The sequence below is a fragment of the Methylorubrum aminovorans genome (assembly GCF_022179725.1).
In the GTDB taxonomy this organism is placed as follows: domain Bacteria; phylum Pseudomonadota; class Alphaproteobacteria; order Rhizobiales; family Beijerinckiaceae; genus Methylobacterium; species Methylobacterium aminovorans.
In genome coordinates this window covers 17,613-36,262 of record NZ_BPRC01000020.1, presented here as the reverse complement: position 1 = coordinate 36,262, position 18,650 = coordinate 17,613, and the positions used below count along the sequence as shown (strand labels likewise).

Below are 18,650 nucleotides of genomic sequence, written 5' to 3'. Positions count from 1 at the left end.
GCCGGAGGCCGCACCATGCTGAGCGTCTGGGGTTCGAAGAGCCGTCCGCGGCGAATCCGGCCCGATCAGCGCGGCCGGAGCCGGGACCGCCAGGATACCGCCCGCGCCTTCGTCGAGGCGCTCGCCGCCGCAGGTCTCCTCGACGCGGCCGGGCACGAGCGCGCGCTCGCCGCCCTCGATCTGCCGGGCAAGCGCCCGCTGCCGGTGCTGCTCGCCGAACTCGGCCTCGTCCACGAAACCGCCCTGGTCACCGCGCTGTCGGAGGCGACCGGCCTCGACGTGCTGCAGGAAGCGGACCTCCCCCCTGCGCCGGTCCTGCCCGAGCTGATCGGCGCCGATTACTGCGCCCGTGCCCGCGTGCTGCCGCTCGCCGAGACGCCCGGCCGCCTCATCGTCGCCCTGGTCGATGCGTTCGATCCGGACATTCCGGCCGCCCTGGCGCATCTGACCGACCGCACCGTCGAGTGCCGCCTCGTCGGCCCCGGCAGTTTCGAGCGGGCCCACCGCGCCCTCTACGGCGATCTGGCCTCGGAGGACGACGGTGGGGCCCTCGACGACGACCTCGCCCGCCTCGCCGATGTGGCGAGCCAAGCCCCGATCGTGCGCCTCTCCGCGAGGCTCGTGCGAAAGGCCTTCGAATTGTCGGCCTCCGACATCCACCTGGAGGCGGAGGAGGCCGACATGCGGGTGCGCTACCGCGTCGACGGCGTGCTGGTGGAGGCCGAGCGGCTGGCGAAATCCGTGCAGCTCGCGCTGACCACCCGCATCAAGATCCAGGCCGGACTCAACATCGCCGAGCGGCGCCTGCCGCAGGACGGGCGCATGAAGGCCCCCGATCGCGGCCAGGACGTCGATATCCGCGTCTCGACCCTGCCCACCGCCCATGGCGAGAGCGTGGTGCTGCGCATTCTCGACGGGTCGCGTCGGGTCGAGGATTTCGCCTCGCTGGGCTTCGATGCGTCGGCCATCGCTCGCATCGAGGCAATGACGAGCCGCCCCAACGGCCTCGTTCTCGTCACCGGCCCGACCGGCTCGGGCAAGACCACCACGCTCTACGCGGCGCTCAGGCGCATCAACGGCCCGCATCTCAAGGTCGTCACGGTGGAGGATCCGGTCGAGTACCGGATGGCCGGCGTCAATCAGGTGCAGGCCCATCCCGGCATCGGCCTCGACTTCGCCGCCGCGCTCCGCTCGATCCTGCGCCAGGACCCGGACGTGGTGATGGTCGGCGAGATCCGTGACGGCGAGACCGCTCGCATCGCGGTGCAGGCCTCGCTCACCGGCCACCTCGTAGTCTCGACGCTGCACACCAACTCCGCTCCCGCCACGATCACCCGGCTGATGGATATGGGCGTCGAGCCCTACCTCATCGCCGCGACGCTCAACGGCGTCATCGCCCAGCGCCTCGTGCGCCGGCTCTGCGCCGCCTGCGCGAGCCCCGCGCCCGCCACCGACCAGGAGCGCCTGCGCCTCGGGGTGGCGCCGGGCTCCCCCTTGAGCCTCAAGCGGGCCTGCGGCTGCGCGGCCTGCAACGGCACCGGCTATCGCGGGCGGATGGTCGTGTCCGAGATCATGCCGCTCGACGGCGAATTGCGCGGGCTGATCGCGTCGGGGGGCGGGGAGGGCGCCATCGCCGCGTACGCCCGCGCCGCCGGGATGGCGAGCCTCGTCGAGAGCGGCCGGGCGCGGGTGATCGCCGGCGACACCACCCTCGACGAGATCGCCCGCGTGCTGGAGGGCCAGATCTGATGCCGCGCTTCGCCTACCAGGCCTATGCCGCCGATGGCAGCGCTCGCGCTGGCCGGATCGAGGCCGACAGCCGCCAGCGCGCGGTGGCGCAGTTGCGGGCCGACGGGCTCCAGGTCTTCGCCATCGAGCCCGCCGCCGCCTCGGCCTCGATCTGGACCCGCGACCTGTTCGGGCGCGACCGGGTCAACGACGCGGCGCGGCTCGCTTTCCTTCGCGAGTTCGGCACCCTGATCGGGGCCGGGCTCACCGTCGACCGGGCGCTGCGGCTCGTCGAGCGACAGGCCTCGGCCGCGCTCAAACCCGTGCTGGCCGACATTCTGGAGCGGGTCATCGCTGGCGCCTCGCTGTCGCGGGCGATGGCGGCCCACCCGCAGGCCTTCTCCCGCGACATGGTCGACATCGTGCGGGCCGGCGAGGCGACCGGCACGCTCGAGGCGGTGATCGCCTCGCTGACCGGCTCGATCGAGCGGCGCGACGCGGTGCGCCGCCACCTCGCCTCGGCAATGGTCTACCCGGCCCTGCTGGTGCTGATGGCGATCGGCACATTGGTGATGATCGTCGTCGTATTGGTGCCGGCGCTCACGCCGTTGTTCGAGGGCAGCGGCCAGGCGCCGCCCTTCGCCATCCGCGCCGCCGCGGCTTTGGGCGACGTGATCAGCACCGGCTGGCCGGTGATGCTCGGCGGGGCCGCCCTCTTCGGTCTGGGTCTCGCCCGGATCTGGCGCGAGCCGGGGTTCGCCGCCGCCCGCGGGCGGCTGGCGTTGCGCCTGCCGCTGGTGCGTGAGATCGTGGCCGGAATCGAGCTCGGGCGCATCTGCCGGGTGCTCGGCACGCTGCTCTGCGCCGAGGTGCCGATCCCCGACGCGGTGGCCGCCACGCGCCCGCTCGCGGGCAACCGCGTGTTCCGCCAAGCCCTCGACGAGGCGGGCCGCCGGCTGACCGAGGGCGGCAGCCTCGCCTCGGGCCTCGCCGGCCTGAAGCCGCACGCGCCCTCGACCCTCAACCTCATCGCCAGCGGCGAGCAGGTGAACCGGCTCGGCCCCGTTCTTCTCCACGCCGCCGAGATGCACGAGACCCAGACGCGCCAGCGCATCGACCGCCTGCTCGCACTCCTCACGCCGCTGGTCACCGTGACCATCGGCGGCCTGATCGGCGGCCTGATCCTCTCGGTCATGGGCGCGATCATGAGCGTCGGCCAGCTCGTGCAGTGATCCGGGGGCCGCGGCGTCCTGCAGAAGCCCTTAGACGGACGCGCCGGCCCACAGCACCGCGTGCAGCCCGAGGGCCAGGAACGGCCCGAAGGGCAGGCGGAACGCCGGGCCCATCCGCCTCCCGGCCAGTGCGGCGAGGGCGAGCGCCGCCAGCGCGCTGGTGCTGGCGACGAGGAGCAGCAGCGGCAGGCCGGCGAGCCCGGTCCAGGCGGTGGCGGCGCCGATGAACTTCACGTCGCCCAAGCCCAGCCCCGTTCGCCCGCGCAGGCGGGCATAGGCGGCGCGCAAGGCCCAGAGCAGCAGGAACGCGCAGGCGGCCTGGATCAGGCTCGCCCCGGCCGCCGCCAGCGCCGGACCGTGGAGCGCGGAGAACCCGACCCCGAGGACGAGCAGCGCGAGGTTCAGCCCGTCGGGAATGATGCGGCGGCGCAAGTCGATCAGGCTCACCGCGAGGGTGAGCGGCAGCGGCAGCAGCGCCGCGACGGCCGGGTCGCCGAAATCCATGGCCTCAGATCGAGCTCAGCCGCGCCCTGAAGGCGGCCATCCGGCTCTCGCGCACGCAGGTCATTCCCAGCGGAACCGCCCGCATCGGATGCGGCGCGACGGCTTCCCTACCGTCTCGGTCGGGCGCGCGCAGAGCCACGGCCGATAACGCGAGCGGGGCGGCTTGAGGAGCGGCGGGGAAGGCTCCCGGCGGTGCCGTGTCCGGGCGAGAACGGCCGATCCGCAAGCGGATCCGACGCTTGAGCGCGGGCCATGACGGGACGGCGGAAACGAGAGCCTCCTCGGCGGCCTCGATCCGCGCATCGAGGCTGCGACGACGCAGGAACTGCCAGAAGGCGTAGGCCGCGAGCCCGGCGGCGACCATGGCGGCAAGCCAGAGCGCCAGCAGGAGGCCCGCCGCGACGCGCCCGTTCAGCTCACGCATCAGGCCCAGGGCGAAGGCCGTGTACCACGAGACGCCCGAGACCGCCCCCGAGATCAGGAAGACGCCGGTGCGCAGGCGCGACACGCCGTCGAACATCGGGCGGCTCACGTCGCGCAGCACGCCCGGCAGGACGAGGGCATGGATCAGCCATCCGTTCAGCGTCAGCACCGCGACCACCGTGATCTTGGCGACGATCTTCGGGTTCGAGAGCTTTTCGGGCGCCTCGAACGCGTAGACGGCCAGGAATCCGAGGCCGGAGACCCACAGCAGGGCGAGCCCGACGCTCACCACCTTGCTGACGAACAGGAAGGTGCGCGCGATCTCGTTCGGCAGGTCGCCCCAGCGCATCCAGCGCAGGATCCAGAAATCGAGCATCGTCGCCCCGCCGAGGCCGAAGCACAGGCCGAGGAGGTGGAGGCCGACCAGGATCGTGAGCAGCCGGACGGACGGCAGCGGCGCAGGCATCGGCAGGCTCAGGAGCGCCTCGGGCGCGGCCTGCATCGCCGCCGCGGCGGCCGGCCCTTGAAACGCAAACAGAACCGCCGCGAGCACGACGAGCAGAGCCGGTACCGCGCGCCGGAGGTTCGAGATGACATCGGGCTCGCGCATGACCGCCCCAGGAGCCGCCGGCGGGCCGATTCCTGCCGGTTCTGTTCCGGGACGGTCGCACGGGGAGCATAACAAAGATCAAAAAATTCCGGTGAATCCCGGCCCAAAGCGCCGCGGAGGCCGGCGCCCGCAGGGGATTCTTAGGCTTCGCGCCCCACCGTGCGCCCATCACTCACGATGCGGACGGCGACGGCGATGTCTCACCCAGAGCAGGGTTTCGAGCGGGACGACGCGCGCGCCCGTTCGGCCGAGGCCGGCTTCTCGCTGGTCGAGCTTCTCGTCGTGCTGGCGATCATCGGTATGATCGCCACGATGGTGACGCCGCAGGTGATCGGTTATCTCGGCCGCGCCAAGGGCGAGACGGCGCGCATCCAGGTCAAGAACATCGCTCAGGCGGTCGAGCTCTACTATCTCGACAACGGCGCCTACCCGACGGCCCAGCAGGGCCTTCAGGGCCTCGTCCAGCCGACCGGGCCCGGCTGGCGCGGTCCCTATATCCGCGACAGCCGCGGCCTGACCGACCCGTGGGGGCAGCCCTATCTCTACCGTTCGCCCGGCGCCGATGGAAAACCCTACCAAGTCTACTCGCTCGGCAGCGACCGGCAGGCCGGCGGATCGGACGATGCCGCGGACGTCGCGAGCGATTGAGTGAGAGACACGAAGCGCCGCGACCGCTTGTCGGGACAACGGCGACAGGACAGCTTCGTCGTCGCGGAGAGGAGGGGAGGATCGCCATGCAGCGCACGACCATCGCCATCGACGACGAACTGGCGGCGGCGCTCGATGCCTACATGGACAGCACGGGCGCGGGGAGCCGGTCGGAAGCCGTCCGCGACCTCGTGCGGCGCGGCCTGTCCGCGCGTCCCGGAGCGCCGGCCGATGCACCGTGCTTCGGCGTCGTCAGCTACACGATCGACCAGTCGGTGCGGAACCTCGCGGCGCGGGTGCCGCAGGGACGCCTCGACCGTCACGATCAGGCGGTCGCCTCCCTGTCGATCCCGATCGATCACACGACCTCGATCGACGTGACGCTGATGCGCGGCCCGGTCGGCGACGTGTCGTCCTACGCGGAGAAGCTGTTCCTCGAGCGCGGCGTCATGCACGGCACGCTCAACCTGATTCCCGTCGGTCAGGACACCTCGGCGCACTCGCACGACGAGGGGTTCGCATCGAACCACACCCACACGCATCTGCGCGTGCGCAGCGGCTTCTGAGCAGCGCCGATAGGGGCGCCGACCGATCGCTTCGGCTTCGCCTCGCGATGACGGCGCGAAGCCGATTCCGAGGCGGGGCCCCGACCCTCGGATGACGCGGGCTCCGAAACATCTCGCCCGTCACGCCGCGCGGGCCATGCTGTCCGGATGCGTCTCGCCGCCATGCTGCTTGAGCGGCCGGTTGCCGGCCATTCGGCGCAGCAGCACGTAGAAGACCGGCGTCAGGAACAGGCCGAAGGCGGTGACGCCGATCATGCCGGAGAACACCGCGACGCCCATGGCGTTGCGCATCTCCGCTCCGGCCCCGGTCGCGGTCACCAGCGGCAGAACGCCCATGATGAAGGCCAGCGACGTCATCAGGATCGGGCGCAGCCGCAGGCGGCTCGCCTCGATCGCGGCCTGCAGCGGGGTGCGGCCGGAAAATTCCAGCTCGCGGGCGAATTCCACGATCAGGATCGCGTTCTTGGCCGAGAGGCCGACGAGCACGATCAGGCCGATCTGCGTAAAGACGTTGTTGTCGCCCGCCGACAGCCAGACCCCGAACATCGCAGCCAACAGCCCCATCGGCACGATCATGAGGATGGCCAGCGGCAGGGTGAGGCTCTCGTACTGCGCCGCCAGCACGAGGAAGACGAGCAGCAGGGCCAGCGGGAAGACCCAGATCCCGGAATTGCCGGCGATGAATTCCTGGTAGGTCAGGTCGGTCCACTCGAAGGCAAAGCCCCGCGGCAGGGTCTCGGCGGCGATGCGCGCCGCCGCCGCCTGCGCCTGTCCCGACGAGAAGCCGGGGGCCGCGCCCGCGTTGATGTCGGCCGACAGGAAGCCGTTGTAGCGCATGGCCCGCTCCGGCCCCGCGGTCTGGCGCACGCGCAGCAGGGCCGAGAGCGGCACCATCTCGCCGGAGCCGGCGCGGACCTTGAGCTGCCCGACATCGTCGGAGCGCGCCCGGAACGGCGCGTCGGCCTGGACGCGGACCGAGTAGGTGCGGCCGAACCGGTTGAAGTCGTTGACGTAGAGCGAGCCGAGATAGATCTGCAGCGTGTCGAACACGTCCGTCACCGGGATGCGGAGCTGGCGCGCCTTGGTCCGGTCGAGATCGGCGAAGAGCTGCGGCACGTTCATCTGGAAGCTGGAGAACAGGCCGGCGAGTTCCGGCGCCTGCGCCGCCTTGGCCATGAACGCCTTGGTGGCCTCGTTGAGCGCCTCGTAGCCGAGGCCGGCCCGGTCCTCGATCTGCAGCTTGAAGCCGCCGATGGTCCCGAGCCCGTTGACGGGCGGGGGCGGGAACATCGCGATGAACGCCTCGGGGATCGCGGCGAACTTCTTGTTGAGCGACTGCGCGATCGCCCCCCCGCTCAAGTCCGGACCTTTACGCTCCGCGAACGGCTTCAGGGTCGAGAACACGATCCCCGAATTCGAGGAGTTGGTGAAGCCGTTGATCGACAGGCCAGGGAAGGCCACCGCGCTCTCGACGCCGGGCTCCTTGAGGGCGATCTCGCTCATGCGGCGGATGACGTCCTCGGTCCGGTCGAGGGTGGCGCCGTCGGGCAGTTGCGCGAAGCCGACGAGGTACTGCTTGTCCTGGCCCGGCACGAAGCCGCCGGGGATCCTCTGGAACAGCACCACGGTTAGCCCGACCAGCACGAGGTAGAGCACCATCATCGCGCCCTTTCGCGAGACGACGGCGCCGACGCCGCGTCCGTAGCCGTCCGAGGCCCGGCCGAAGACGCGGTTGAACCGGCGGAAGAACCAGCCGAGCAGGGTGTCGAGCACGCGGGTCAGCCGGTCCTTCGGGGCGTGATGGTCCTTGAGCAGGAGCGCGGACAGGGCCGGCGAGAGGGTCAGCGAGTTGATCGCCGAGATCACCGTCGAGATCGCGATGGTGAGCGCGAACTGCTTGTAGAACTGGCCCGTCAGCCCGCTGATGAAGGCGAGCGGCACGAAGACCGCGACGAGCACGAGGGCGATAGCGATGATCGGCCCGGAGACCTCGCGCATCGCCTGATAGCTCGCGTCGCGCGGCGAGAGCCCGGCCTCGATGTTGCGCTCGACGTTCTCGACCACGACGATGGCGTCGTCGACGACGATGCCGATGGCGAGCACGAGGCCGAACAGGCTCAGCGCGTTGATGGAGAAGCCGAAGGCGTGCATCACCGCGAAGGTGCCGACGATGGAGACCGGCACGGCGAGAAGCGGGATGATCGAGGCCCGCCACGTCTGCAGGAACAGGATCACCACGAGGACGACGAGGGCGACCGCCTCGAGCAGCGTGTGGATCACCGCCTCGATCGAGGCGCGCACGAACTGCGTCGGATCGTAGACGATCTGGTAATCGACCCCCTCCGGCATGGTCCGCTTGATCTCGGCCATGGTCTGGCGGACCTGATCCGAGATCCGGATCGCGTTCGAACCGGGGGATTGCGAGATCGGGATCGCCACGGCCGACTTGTTGTCGAGAAGCGAGCGCAGCGCGTAGTCGGAGGCGCCGAGTTCGATCCGCGCGAGGTCGCGCAGCCGCGTGATCTCGCCGTTCTCTCCCGTCTTGACGACGATGTCGCCGAACTGCTCCTCGTTGGCGAGGCGCCCTTCCGCGTTGAGCGATAATTGCAGGTCGAGCCCCGGCACTGCCGGCGAGGCGCCGATGACGCCGGCCGCCGCCTCGACATTCTGGGCCTGGATCTCGCGCACCACGTCGCCGGCGGACAGGCCGTGCTCCGCGACCTTCTGCGGATCGAGCCAGATGCGCATGGCGTAGTCGCCGGAGCCGAAGAGCTGGACCTGACCGACGCCGTCGAGGCGGGCGAGGCGGTCCTTGATGTTCAGGACCGCGTAGTTGCGCAGGTAGGTCATGTCGTAGCGCCCGTTGGGCGAGACGAGGTGCACCACCATGGTGAGATCGGGTGAGGACTTCACCGTGACGATGCCGAGCTGGCGCACGATCGCCGGCAGCCGCGGCTCGGCCTGCGAGACGCGGTTCTGGACGAGCTGCTGCGCCTTGTCGGGATCGGTGCCGAGCCGGAAGGTGACGGTCAGCACCATCACGCCGTCGGTCGTGGCCTGGCTCGACATGTAGAGCATGCCCTCGACGCCGTTGATCTGCTCCTCGATCGGCGTCGCCACGGTCTCGATGATGACCTTGGGGTTGGCGCCGGGGAACGTCGCGCGCACGACGACCGAGGGCGGCACGACGTCCGGGTATTCCGAGATCGGCATCGCGAAGAGCGAGAGCAGCCCGCCGACGAAGATGAGCACCGAGAGCACGCCCGCGAAGATCGGCCGGTCGATGAAGAACTTGGAGAGATTCATGCCGACCCTCGGGGAAGACGGGGCGTGAGGTGACCGCCCGCGCAGCCGATGGGGCTGCCGGTCACGGCGTTGCCGCCGGGCGGTTTTGGGTGGGGGAGAGCGAAGCGGTGTCAGCGCTGCGCGAGATTTTTCAGCGCTGCGCGACCGTTTTAGCGTTGCGCGAGCGTCTCACCGCTGCGCGAGCGTCTCACCGCTGCGCGAGCTTGGCCGTTCCAGCCAAAAGATCCTGAGGCCGGGCGCCCATCCGGACCGGCTCGGGGCTGATGCGGGTGCCGGGGCGGATGCGCTGCAGCCCGTTGACGACGATGCGCTCGCCCGCGGAGAGGCCGGAGGTCACGACCCGCAGGCCGTCGACGGCCCGGCCGAGGGTGACGGTGCGGAACTCGGCCCGGCTGTCGGCCCCCACCACGAGCACGAAGCGCTTGTCCTGGTCGGTGCCGATGGCGCGCTCATCCACGAGCAGGAGGGATTCGGGCACGGCCTGGCCCAGCCGCATCCGTGCGAACTGGCCGGGAATCAGGTGGCCGTCGCCGTTGGCGAAGGTGGCGCGGACGCGGACCGTACCGCTGCGGGCATCGACCTTGTTGTCGATGAATTGCAGGCTGCCCTGGGCGCGCGCGCCGTCGGCCGTGATCATCTCGACCGGGATCCGCGCGAGCCGGCCGCGCCCGCCCGCCGGCTCGGCGATCGAGGCCAGCGCCTTCAGGATAACGGTCTCGTCGGCGTCGAAGCTGGCATAGACCGGATCGACGGAGACGAGGGTCGTCAGCACCGCGGCGCCGGCCCCCGTCGCGACGAGGTTGCCCGGCGTGATCTCGCGGCGGCCGACGCGGCCGCCCACCGCCGCCCGCACCTGGGTGTAGTCGAGGTTGAGCCGCGCCGCCGCCAGCGCCGCCTTCGCTCCCTGCAGGGTCGCCTTCGCCTCCTTGAAGGCGTTGGCGCGCACGTCGAGGTCGCGGGCCGTGACGATGTGGCGGTCCGACAATTGCTGCCCGCGTTCGAGGTCGCTCGACGTCAGGGCGACGCGGGCCTCGGCGCCGGCCACCTGGGCCTCCAGGCGGTCGACCTCCGCCGCGTAGGGCGCGGGATCGATGGTGACGAGGAGGTCGCCGGGCTTGACCAGCTCACCCTCGACGAAATGCGTGGCCTGGATCGCGCCGCCGACGCGGGCCCGCACCTCGATGCGGTCGACCGCCTCCAGGCGGCCGGAGAACTCGTCCCACAGGATCACGTCGCGCGGCTCGACCGTGGCGACGGCAGCCGGCATCGCCGGCTCGTCCTGCGGCGCCGCGGCCTGAGCGGGGGCGGTGCGCCACACCGAGGTTGGCACCGCGAGCCAGGCGGCGCCTCCCAGGAGGGAGAGCGCGAGGCCGACCCCGACGCTGCGCCGGAGCAAAAAACGGCCTAAAGAGGTGCCACGCTGAGGATCCACGAGCGGCTCCGACATCTGTAGAGTTCGCTACACATGTCGGCGTGGACGCCGCCCGTCAAGAGACTTATCTACCACTCGATACAAAACTTGGAGCCCGCGGACAATGGTGATGGGGCGGCCCCGGTCCTTCGACACGGACAAGGCCCTCGACGAGGCGATGGAGGTGTTCTGGCGCCACGGCTACGACGGCGCGAGCCTCGCCATGCTGACGAAGGCGATGGGCATCAAGGCGCCCTCCCTCTACGCGGCCTTCGGCAGCAAGGAGGGGCTGCTGAAGGCCGCCCTCGACCGCTACGCGCAGCGGCGCTGCGAGCACATGCGCCACGTGCTCGCCGGAGCGACGGCGCGCGAGGTGGCCGAGCGGTTCCTGTCGAGCATCGCCGAGAGCCACACCGATCCTGCCAACCCACCCGGCTGCCTTCTGGTCCAGGGTGGGCTCGCCTGCGGCGAGGGCTCGGAGAACATCCCCTTCGAGCTGGCCTCCCGGCGCGGGCAGACCGAGGCGGACCTGCGCGAGCGGTTCGCGCAGGCTCAGCGGGACGGCGACCTCGCGCCGGAGGCCGATCCGGCGGCTTTGGCCCGCTTCCTTTCGACGGTTGCCTCCGGCATGGGCGTCCTCGCCTCGTCGGGGGCGGACCGCGACGCCTTGCGGGAGGTCGCGCGGGTGTCGCTGAGCGCCTTCGCGCGATGCCGCGAGGCGGTCGGCGGCCAGTACTGATCGAGGTAGAGCCGGGGATGACCCGACGGCGTAATGCCCGGCTCACCGTTCCGTCCCGGCCGATCCCGACGCAGTATGGCTCGAACGGAATCGCAAGATCGGCTAAAGCTGGTCATACCCAGTTCGGGCGCGACCGCGGCGCTCCGCTCCGCTCCGCGGCATGAGAAGCCGGATGGACGACGACGACATCATTCGTACGGACATCGAGTTCGCCGTGGCCGATGCCTGCTGGCGTCACGAGGTCACCCGGCAACTCGGCACGTCCCTGGTCGAGGATGTGTTGACACCGCCTGAGATGAAGGGCGAACCCGAGACCGCGCTCCGGCTTGCCTACGAGGAGCGCCTGCGCGCACTCCAGGCGTGGCGGCGCACCCGCGGCCTGGCCTGATCGGGCCTACTGCATCGGCGGCTGACGGCGCGCGAGGGCCGCGGCGGCCTGCTCGATGCGGTCTCCGGTTCGGAGCAGGGCTCGCTCGACGAGAGCGAACAGCTCGGGATCGTCGGCATTTTCGGCTTGCCGCGCTGCTTCGAGGAGCGCGTCGAAGACCCCACAGAGAGCGTCCGGCGGCACCATCGTCTTCGGCGGGCAGGGGAGCGGGGGATGGCTTGGGGAATCCTGCGCGCCGTGCGCCGCCAGGATTTCGCGCGAATTGGCGATGATGCGCCGCGTGCGCTCGACGATCGCACGGATTTCCGACGCCAGTTGCGCGGTCTGTTCGACCTTCGCAAGCGCCGCGCACGCCCAGGGGTCGGTCATCGGGCTTCACCTCGCTGGACAGTCCGGAATCGACTCCGGGGCGTGACTGCGAGAACCGCGCGCGGCGCTCCGGCCGTTCGACGCGCGGACTCGCGGGGCCTCGCTCGGGCCGCGGACACCGTCCACACCCGGCAGCTTCGCATCCCGGCGGGCGACGCGGCAAGTCGGTCCGTCGCGGGCCGGTGAGCGGAGGCTCGCCCCCTTCAGTGGGCGATGAGCTTTCTCACGGCGCGCAGCAATTCGTCGTCCAGGATCGGTTTGCCCAGAACGGTGTGCGAGCGGTAGTCCGAGCCCTCCGCGATCCTGACCTCGCCGGTGGCGAACAGGTAGGGCACGCCCCGCTCGGTGAGGCGGTCGGCGACGGCGTAGACCGGCTCGCCGTTGAGGTGGATATCGAGCACGGCCGCATCGAGCGGCTCCGTCTCGATCAGGGCCAGCGCCCGCTCCGCGTCCGGGACCGGGCCGGCGACCTCGGCTCCGGCCTCCTGCAGCCATCGCTCCATCTCGATCGCGATGAGGTACTCGTCCTCGACCACGAGGATGCGGCGACCTGACAGGGGACGTGTCGGCGGGGTCATCACGGCTCCGGCAGCGAGGGGCTGCAAGAACCTATCCCCATCGCCGCCGCCGCGAATTTTCCCAGGTTACTTCCTTGACCGGATTACCGTAGGGGCAATTCGATCCGGCACCGCAGGCCGTCGAGATCGAGCACGTATTCGGTCCGACCCTGCAGAGCATAGGCAAGCGCGTTCTCGATCAACTCGCGCCCGTAGCCGCGCCGGTTCAGGCGCTGCGGCTCGACGCGGATGTCGCTCTCGACCCAGTTCAGCGCCATGCGCTTCCCGCGACCGCTGTTGTGAACGTGCTCCCAGGTCACGGAGAGGCGGCCCGCATCGTCCTTCAGCGCGCCGTACTTGACGGCGTTGGTGGTCAACTCGTGCAGGGCCAGGGCGAAGTTCTGCACCTGCTCCGAGGTGAGCAGGACCTTGGGACCCGAGACCGTGATGCGCTTCGGAGAGCCGCTGCTGAAGGCGGACAGCTCCGCCCGCACGAGGGCGCCGACCTCGACGGTGTCGTTGCCGGATCGGCTGAGCAGGGCCTGGGCGCGCCCGAGGGCGTTCAGCCGTGTGGTGAAGTGCTCGACCGGCGCCCCCTGGCCGACGGTGCGGGTCGCGAGCGAGGTGACGACGCCGAGGAGGTTGCGCGAGCGGTGCTGCAGCTCCTTGACGAGCACGTCCTGTCGCTCGGCGGCCAGCTTGGCATCGGTGACGTCTGAGGTGATGCCGCCGATGCGATGCACCCGCCCCTTGTCGTCGAACAGCGGGAAGTTGGCGTTGGCGAGCCAGCGCTCCTCGCCGTCGCTCGGCCGGCGGATGCGGAAGAGATGCGACACGCGCCCGCCGGCCCGCACGCGGCGGAAGGTGTCGATCACGTCCCTGCGGTCCGCCGGCGCGATGATCTTCAGCCAGGATCGCAGGTGATCCTGGCCGGTAAAATCGCGGGAGGTGCCGTACAGCATCTCGAAGGCCGGCCCCGCATACTCGAATGCCAGGGTTTGCGCGTTCTGGATCCAAAGGACGTCCGACGACGCGTCCGCGAACTGGCGGAACCTGGCCTCGCTCTCGCGCAGGGCCGCCTCGGCCTGCTTGCGCGCGGTGATGTCGACGAAGGTGAAGACGACGCCGGCGATGAAGTTGTCGACGCTGCGATAGGGCAGCACGCGGACCATGTAGCGCGTGCCCGTCTGCGGGTTCTCGATCTCGCGCTCGGAGCTGTTGAGGGTGCGTAGCACACGGCGGGCGTCGTTCTGCAGGTCGTCGTAGGCAATGCGCGACTTGATGTGGGCGAGGGGACGGCCGGCATCCGACTCGACGAGGTGAAACAGCTCCGCCGAGGCCGGCGTGAAGCGCATGACGCGCAGGTCGTTGTCGAGGAAGACGGTGGCGATCTGCGTGCTTTCGAGGAAGTTCTTGAGGTCGCTGTTGGCGCGCCCGAGCTCCTGCACCCGCAGGCTGAGCTCACCATTGACGGTGGTCAGCTCCTCGTTGACCGATTGCAGCTCTTCCTTGGAGGTCTGTAATTCCTCGTTGGCCGATTGCAGCTCCTCGTTCAGCGACTGGTACTCCTCGTTCGAGGCCTTGAGCTCCTCGTTCGTGCTCTCCGCCTCCTCGGCGATGGCCTGCAGCCGGTCCTTGTTCTCGCGCAGTTCCGTTTCAAGCTGCCGGATCCGGTGATGCTGGTCCTGGGACGAGGCCGCGGACACGCCCGCATCAGCAGCCGCGGTCCCCCCGTCCTTGAACAGCACGAAAAAGTGCCGAGCGGAATTGGCGGTGTCCTTCACCGGCTCGACCACGAGGTCGATCAGGAAGCTTTGTCCGTCGTGCTCCATCCGCCGGTTGGACAGGTGGACAGTCTGTCTCGCCTCGGCCGCGCGCGCCAGCGCCGATCGCAGGTCGAGGCGCAGGTCCGGATGGACCAGCTGCAGCAGGTTGAGCGTGGCCGCGCCCCCGGCCGGATCGATGTAGCGCCCAGTCCGCCCGGAGAAGTGCAGCACCGTGTGGGTCTCGTCCACGATCACGTAGGCTGGCGTGTAGCGCTCCACGAAGCGCTCGGCCCGCTGGGCCAGCGAGGGCTCGATGACCCGGATAGACAGCCCCGAGGCCGGCCGGCCCTCGAGCCGCGGGGACGCCACGGCGAAGGGAAAGTCGGGCAGGATCCGGCTATGCGTCTCCAGGCGGCGGAAGATGCGCGAGCGCGCCTCGATCGGCCCGAACAGGTTGGTGTGCCGGGAGACGTTCTCGGAATTGCCGAGGAACAGCACCCCCTCCGGCTTCAGCGCGAAGTGGAAGACCGGGATGACGCGGCTCTGCAGCTCGGCGTCGAGATAGATCAGCAGGTTGCGGCAGGAGATGAGGTCGAGGCGGGAGAAGGGCGGGTCCTTGATGATGCTGTGCTGGGAGAAGATGCACATCTCCCGCACTTCCTTGACGATGCAGTAGGTGTTGCCCTCCCGCACGAACCAGCGCGCGAGCCGCTCGGGACTGACGTCGCGCACGACCGACTCGGCGTAGCGGGCCGAGCGCGCCGCCGCGAGCGCCCGGCCGTCGAGATCGGTCGCGAAGATCTGGATCTGCGGCACCTCGTCGAGGGTCGCCATGTGCTCGCGCAGCAGGATGCCGAAGGAGTAGGCTTCCTCGCCGGTCGAGCAGCCGATGACCCAGATCCTGAGCTGGTCGTTGCGGGTCTTTCCCTCGAACAGCTTCGGGATCACGCTGCGTTCGAGAAGCTCGAATTCCTTCGTGTCGCGGAAGAACTGCGTCACGCCGATCAGGAGATCGTTGAAGAGTTCCTGGGCCTCGCCCGGCTGCGCGCGCAGGTACTCGACATAGGCGGCGGTGTCGTCGATCTGGGCGACCTGCATCCGCCGCTGGACGCGGCGCATGAAGGTGCCTTCCTTGTAGCCGTGGAAGTCGTGGCCGGTCTTGTTGCGCAGCACCGCCGCGATGCTGGCCAGCACCGTCGAGGCCTCGGCCTCGTTGAGATGCGCCTGCGAGCCGCTCTTCGATCCGAGCTGGCGGATGCTGGCCCGGATCCGCTCGGTCAGGGGCTCGATCGGCAGCACGGCATCCGCCAGAGCGGCCGGGATGTTGCTCGCGGCGAGTTCGCCGGAGCGCGACTCCTCGGTCTCCTCCGCCAGCGCGATGCCGCCCATCTCCTTCACGGCCTTGAAGCCGAGGGTGCCGTCGGACCCGGTTCCGGCGAGGATGACCGAGATGGTGTGCCCATCCATCTCGTCGAGGAGCGAGACGAGGAAGCTGTCGATCGTCCCGCGCTCGCCGAAACGCTGCTCGGCGGGACGGAGCCGGAAGTGATCGCCCTCGATGCTGACGATGACGTTCGGCTCGGGCAGGTAGACCCGGCCCGGGACCAGCGGCATGTCCTGTGCGATGATGCTCAGCTCGTGACCGGCCTCGGCCAGGACATGGCCGAAATCGGCCGCATCGAGCGTTTCCCGGTGCTGCAGCACGACGATGACGGCCGTGTCGGGCCGGGGCGGAAGCGCCTGCAGGAGATGCACGAGCGAGCGCGTATTCGCGGCCGAGGCGCACAGGGCGACGACGATCGGCTTGCCGTTCCGGGAGCCGGCCTCGTCGGAGGACTTCACCATCACCGCCTCCAGCTGCAGCTCACCTGTGCGCACGTTCCGGCACAGCCTGTAGGATGACGCGGAGTACGCTGGCCAGTCCCAAACTGAGGGACCGCGCGCTACTCCTCTAACTCACTTCCGCTCTCGGTCTCGCCGCTCGCCGGCTCGGGCGAAGGCAAGGTCCGCAGGACGGCCCGGCGGATCACGTCGGCGTATTGACGGTATTCGGCTGCGCGCTCCTCGTACATCTCGCTGACGGCGGCTCGCCCGGACTTGCGCCCGTCGCGCGCCATGCGGCGGACGAGTTCGGCCCGCTCCTCGATGATGCGCAAGGCCACGCGCAGGGCCTCGTCGATGGACCCCTCCTGCTGCTTGGCCACCGCCTCGGCGGTGTAGGCGTGGCCGACCTGGCAGCGGAAGCGCAGCGGCTTGCCGTCCCGCACCTCCGAGAGGACCCCGCCGCAATGCGGGCAGGACATCGCGGCGGGGTCGGCGAGGTGGCGCAGGACGTCGCTGTCGACCCGTTCCCCCGCGGCGATATCGATCTCCAGCCGGATCTCGGGTGGGACGGGCCGGCGCGGGCCGGGGGCGTCACGCACGAGGTCCGAGAGGGCATCGCCGATGCGGGCCGCGGACAGGGTGAGATCGACCTCCATGGCCGAGAGGGCGTTGCGCGGCATCTCGTCCGCGATGGCCTCGGCCGGATCCTGCACGAGCGTGACGCCGCCGCAGCGCTGGATCGCTTCGAGGCCGGAGACGCCGTCGTTGAGCAGCCCGCTCAGAAGCACGCCGATCACCCGCGGGCCGTAGCTCGCGGCGGCCGAGCGGAACAGCGGATCGATCGAAGGCCGGGCCAAGTTCTCGCGGGGACCGCGCCCGAGCTTGATCTGGCCCTCGTCGAGGATGAGGTGATGATCGGGAACGCCGAGATAGATGTTGCCCGGGCGGATCGCCATGCCATCGGCGGCCGGATGGACCGGGAGGTGGGCGACCGCCGAGGTGACGGTCGCGAGCAGGCCGAGGCTGCGCGCGGGGATGTGCAGCACGATGAAGACGGAAGCGGGCAGGTCCTGCGGCAGGGCGCCGAGGATCGCCTTCAGCGGAACCGTGGCACCGGACGAGCCGCCGATGACGATGATGTCGCGATTGCTCAAACCGCGCTCCCCACGCTTGGCCTGATTCGCGGCCCTTCCGGCCGATGCGGGCGGCGCGCCCGTGCCGCCTCCGGACAGCCCGCAATTCGGGGCGAAGGTTCCGCAGGACGCGGCGGGAAGGAGCAGGAAGGGGCAGGAAGGGGCAGGAAGGGGCAGGAAGGGGCAGGAAGGGGCAGGAAGGGGCAGGAAGGGGCAGGAAGGGGCAGGAAGCGTCCTGCCGCATGAGCGTGTCCGCCGCTGCCGCACGGCGACCGCATGGCGGAAGACGCGATCGCCACAACCCTGGCGTCGGCGGCCGCGGGGCGCCCCGGATCCGGCGAGACGCGGGAGCCGATCGAAGCCGCATACAACTTCCATCCGTCGATCCGCAGCCCGCCCGGCCATTCTCCGCCTCGCTCGGGGAGGCGCCGAAAGCAGTCCCGGGCGCAGCCCTCGGCACAGCATCATCGGTATGTTTGCCTATCGAAGGCTATCAAAAGTGGAAAACCAACAATTGAGGAAGTAATCGTGCGGTCTTGCGGAGGCGCTTGCCTTGTGGGAGAAGATACCGCTACAGGTTGAAAAGAGAGAAATTTCCTGGCTGCCGCTCACGTGGCTGTTCGGGCCGGCTGCATTCGCTCGGGAGGCTGCCTATGCACTTCACTCAGCGCGAAACCGACAAGCTCTTGATCTACATGCTCGCGCAGGTGGCGCAGCGCCGTAAGGATCAGGGTCTCAAGCTCAACCATCCCGAGACCGTCTCCCTGATCTCCGTCGCGGCCCTGGAAGGTGCGCGGGCCGGCAAGACGGTGGAGGAGGTGATGGAACTCGCGGCCAAGGCCATCACCCGCGACAGCGTGATGGAGGGCGTCGCGGAGATGATTCCCTACGTCCAGGTCGAGGCGGTGTTCACCGACGGCTCCCGTCTCGTCACCGTCCATTCTCCCATCAAGTAGTCCCGAGACGTGAGGAGAAGCCGCGATGAGTCCTGCCCAGAAGAAGGCGCCCGTCGGAGGCGTCGTGTTCGGCTCCGGCGAGATCGAGATCAATGCCGGCTACCCGACGACGACGCTCAAGGTCCGCAATACGGGTGACCGTCCGATCCAGGTCGGGTCGCACTACCATTTCTTCGAGGTGAACGCCTCGCTCGAGTTCGATCGCGCGCAGGCCTTCGGCAAGCGGCTCAACATCCCGGCCACCACCGCGCTGCGGTTCGAGCCGGGCGACGAGAAGGAGGTCTCGCTGGTGCCCTATCAGGGCAAGCAGCGGGTGCTCGGCTTCAACGGCCTCGTCGACGGCTGGGTCGGCGACGAGAGCTACGACGATTACCGCCCGCGCTTGGCCGACGCGCTCGATCGCGTGAACCGCTACGGGTTCAAGAACAAGCCTTAAGCATCATCCCGACAGGTGGTCTCCGGATTTCGGAAGCGGACGATGCAAAGACGA

The 18,650-nt window shown here is 69.7% G+C and carries 16 protein-coding genes; 8 read left to right on the top strand and 8 right to left on the bottom strand.

The annotated features are described in order from the left end of the window. The first annotated feature begins 15 nt into the window (after window positions 1-15). Together MFF24_RS21075 and MFF24_RS21070 are read left to right on the top strand one after the other, a co-directional pair. The gene (locus tag MFF24_RS21075; protein ID WP_238227222.1) at window positions 16-1,749 is read left to right on the top strand and encodes a GspE/PulE family protein; all 1,734 of its coding nucleotides are present in this window, start codon (window positions 16-18) and stop codon (window positions 1,747-1,749) included. Then, window positions 1,749-2,960 carry a type II secretion system F family protein gene (locus tag MFF24_RS21070; RefSeq protein ID WP_238227220.1) on the top strand — a complete coding sequence of 404 codons (1,212 nt, stop codon included), beginning with the start codon at window positions 1,749-1,751 and terminating at the stop codon, window positions 2,958-2,960. Before MFF24_RS21075 ends, MFF24_RS21070 begins: the two co-directional genes overlap by 1 nt. A gap of 30 nt (window positions 2,961-2,990) precedes the next feature. Here MFF24_RS21070 and MFF24_RS21065 read toward each other — a convergent pair whose 3' ends face one another. Both MFF24_RS21065 and MFF24_RS21060 read right to left on the bottom strand, forming a co-directional pair. Next, window positions 2,991-3,464 (bottom strand): prepilin peptidase, encoded by a 474-nt coding sequence (locus MFF24_RS21065; protein ID WP_238227218.1) that lies wholly within the window; start codon window positions 3,462-3,464, stop codon window positions 2,991-2,993. 4 nt (window positions 3,465-3,468) lie between these two features. Beyond that, window positions 3,469-4,497, bottom strand: coding sequence for a hypothetical protein (locus MFF24_RS21060; RefSeq protein WP_238227216.1), 1,029 nt, complete (start codon window positions 4,495-4,497; stop codon window positions 3,469-3,471). A gap of 195 nt (window positions 4,498-4,692) precedes the next feature. Between MFF24_RS21060 and gspG the strand changes: the two genes are divergently transcribed. After that, complete coding sequence (gspG, locus tag MFF24_RS21055) at window positions 4,693-5,145, top strand: type II secretion system major pseudopilin GspG (protein ID WP_108939317.1); 453 nt, start codon at window positions 4,693-4,695, stop codon at window positions 5,143-5,145. Between the two features lie 86 nt (window positions 5,146-5,231). After that, window positions 5,232-5,711 carry a nickel-responsive transcriptional regulator NikR gene (gene nikR / locus MFF24_RS21050; protein WP_108939316.1) on the top strand — a complete coding sequence of 160 codons (480 nt, stop codon included), beginning with the start codon at window positions 5,232-5,234 and terminating at the stop codon, window positions 5,709-5,711. Between the two features lie 120 nt (window positions 5,712-5,831). On the opposite strand, the gene MFF24_RS21045 is transcribed toward nikR, so the two are convergent. Together MFF24_RS21045 and MFF24_RS21040 are read right to left on the bottom strand one after the other, a co-directional pair. Further along, on the bottom strand, window positions 5,832-9,017 hold the full coding sequence (locus MFF24_RS21045; RefSeq protein WP_166058817.1) for an efflux RND transporter permease subunit: 3,186 nt from the start codon (window positions 9,015-9,017) through the stop codon (window positions 5,832-5,834). A 187-nt stretch (window positions 9,018-9,204) separates the two neighbouring features. After that, window positions 9,205-10,464 (bottom strand): efflux RND transporter periplasmic adaptor subunit, encoded by a 1,260-nt coding sequence (locus MFF24_RS21040; protein WP_238227215.1) that lies wholly within the window; start codon window positions 10,462-10,464, stop codon window positions 9,205-9,207. 88 nt (window positions 10,465-10,552) lie between these two features. On the opposite strand from MFF24_RS21040, the gene MFF24_RS21035 reads away from it, so the two are divergent. Both MFF24_RS21035 and MFF24_RS21030 read left to right on the top strand, forming a co-directional pair. Further along, complete coding sequence (locus MFF24_RS21035; protein WP_238227213.1) at window positions 10,553-11,167, top strand: TetR/AcrR family transcriptional regulator; 615 nt, start codon at window positions 10,553-10,555, stop codon at window positions 11,165-11,167. A gap of 172 nt (window positions 11,168-11,339) precedes the next feature. Then, complete coding sequence (locus MFF24_RS21030) at window positions 11,340-11,555, top strand: hypothetical protein (RefSeq protein WP_238227211.1); 216 nt, start codon at window positions 11,340-11,342, stop codon at window positions 11,553-11,555. 6 nt (window positions 11,556-11,561) lie between these two features. On the opposite strand, the gene MFF24_RS21025 is transcribed toward MFF24_RS21030, so the two are convergent. The 4 genes from MFF24_RS21025 to MFF24_RS21010 all read right to left on the bottom strand — a co-directional run bounded on the left by MFF24_RS21025 (window position 11,562) and on the right by MFF24_RS21010 (window position 17,225). Further along, window positions 11,562-11,924 (bottom strand): hypothetical protein, encoded by a 363-nt coding sequence (locus tag MFF24_RS21025; protein WP_238227208.1) that lies wholly within the window; start codon window positions 11,922-11,924, stop codon window positions 11,562-11,564. 203 nt (window positions 11,925-12,127) lie between these two features. After that, entirely contained in the window at window positions 12,128-12,502 is a 375-nt protein-coding gene (locus tag MFF24_RS21020) for a response regulator (protein WP_108939310.1), read from the bottom strand. 83 nt (window positions 12,503-12,585) lie between these two features. Continuing rightward, window positions 12,586-16,092, bottom strand: a complete 3,507-nt coding sequence (locus MFF24_RS21015; RefSeq protein WP_238227290.1) for a CheR family methyltransferase — start codon at window positions 16,090-16,092, stop codon at window positions 12,586-12,588. Window positions 16,093-16,190: 98 nt separating this feature from the next. After that, the gene (locus MFF24_RS21010) at window positions 16,191-17,225 is read right to left on the bottom strand and encodes a chemotaxis protein CheB (protein ID WP_133091224.1); all 1,035 of its coding nucleotides are present in this window, start codon (window positions 17,223-17,225) and stop codon (window positions 16,191-16,193) included. A 632-nt stretch (window positions 17,226-17,857) separates the two neighbouring features. Between MFF24_RS21010 and MFF24_RS21005 the strand changes: the two genes are divergently transcribed. Beyond that, window positions 17,858-18,160: an urease subunit gamma gene (locus MFF24_RS21005; protein ID WP_133091223.1), complete on the top strand. Its 303-nt coding sequence runs from the start codon at window positions 17,858-17,860 to the stop codon at window positions 18,158-18,160. A gap of 25 nt (window positions 18,161-18,185) precedes the next feature. Next, window positions 18,186-18,596 (top strand): urease subunit beta, encoded by a 411-nt coding sequence (locus MFF24_RS21000; protein WP_238227207.1) that lies wholly within the window; start codon window positions 18,186-18,188, stop codon window positions 18,594-18,596. Window positions 18,597-18,650: the final 54 nt, after the last annotated feature.

What these genes read in the sequence shown, in the direction of transcription:
- MFF24_RS21075 (WP_238227222.1), top strand. Translation starts at nt 16, where the DNA reads ATGCTGAGCGTCTGGGGTTCGAAGAGCCGTCCGCGGCGAATCCGGCCC.
- MFF24_RS21070 (WP_238227220.1), top strand. Translation starts at nt 1,749, where the DNA reads ATGCCGCGCTTCGCCTACCAGGCCTATGCCGCCGATGGCAGCGCTCGC.
- MFF24_RS21065 (WP_238227218.1), bottom strand. Translation starts at nt 3,464, where the DNA reads ATGGATTTCGGCGACCCGGCCGTCGCGGCGCTGCTGCCGCTGCCGCTC.
- MFF24_RS21060 (WP_238227216.1), bottom strand. Translation starts at nt 4,497, where the DNA reads ATGCGCGAGCCCGATGTCATCTCGAACCTCCGGCGCGCGGTACCGGCT.
- gspG (WP_108939317.1), top strand. Translation starts at nt 4,693, where the DNA reads ATGTCTCACCCAGAGCAGGGTTTCGAGCGGGACGACGCGCGCGCCCGT.
- nikR (WP_108939316.1), top strand. Translation starts at nt 5,232, where the DNA reads ATGCAGCGCACGACCATCGCCATCGACGACGAACTGGCGGCGGCGCTC.
- MFF24_RS21045 (WP_166058817.1), bottom strand. Translation starts at nt 9,017, where the DNA reads ATGAATCTCTCCAAGTTCTTCATCGACCGGCCGATCTTCGCGGGCGTG.
- MFF24_RS21040 (WP_238227215.1), bottom strand. Translation starts at nt 10,464, where the DNA reads ATGTCGGAGCCGCTCGTGGATCCTCAGCGTGGCACCTCTTTAGGCCGT.
- MFF24_RS21035 (WP_238227213.1), top strand. Translation starts at nt 10,553, where the DNA reads ATGGTGATGGGGCGGCCCCGGTCCTTCGACACGGACAAGGCCCTCGAC.
- MFF24_RS21030 (WP_238227211.1), top strand. Translation starts at nt 11,340, where the DNA reads ATGGACGACGACGACATCATTCGTACGGACATCGAGTTCGCCGTGGCC.
- MFF24_RS21025 (WP_238227208.1), bottom strand. Translation starts at nt 11,924, where the DNA reads ATGACCGACCCCTGGGCGTGCGCGGCGCTTGCGAAGGTCGAACAGACC.
- MFF24_RS21020 (WP_108939310.1), bottom strand. Translation starts at nt 12,502, where the DNA reads ATGACCCCGCCGACACGTCCCCTGTCAGGTCGCCGCATCCTCGTGGTC.
- MFF24_RS21015 (WP_238227290.1), bottom strand. Translation starts at nt 16,092, where the DNA reads ATGGTGAAGTCCTCCGACGAGGCCGGCTCCCGGAACGGCAAGCCGATC.
- MFF24_RS21005 (WP_133091223.1), top strand. Translation starts at nt 17,858, where the DNA reads ATGCACTTCACTCAGCGCGAAACCGACAAGCTCTTGATCTACATGCTC.
- MFF24_RS21000 (WP_238227207.1), top strand. Translation starts at nt 18,186, where the DNA reads ATGAGTCCTGCCCAGAAGAAGGCGCCCGTCGGAGGCGTCGTGTTCGGC.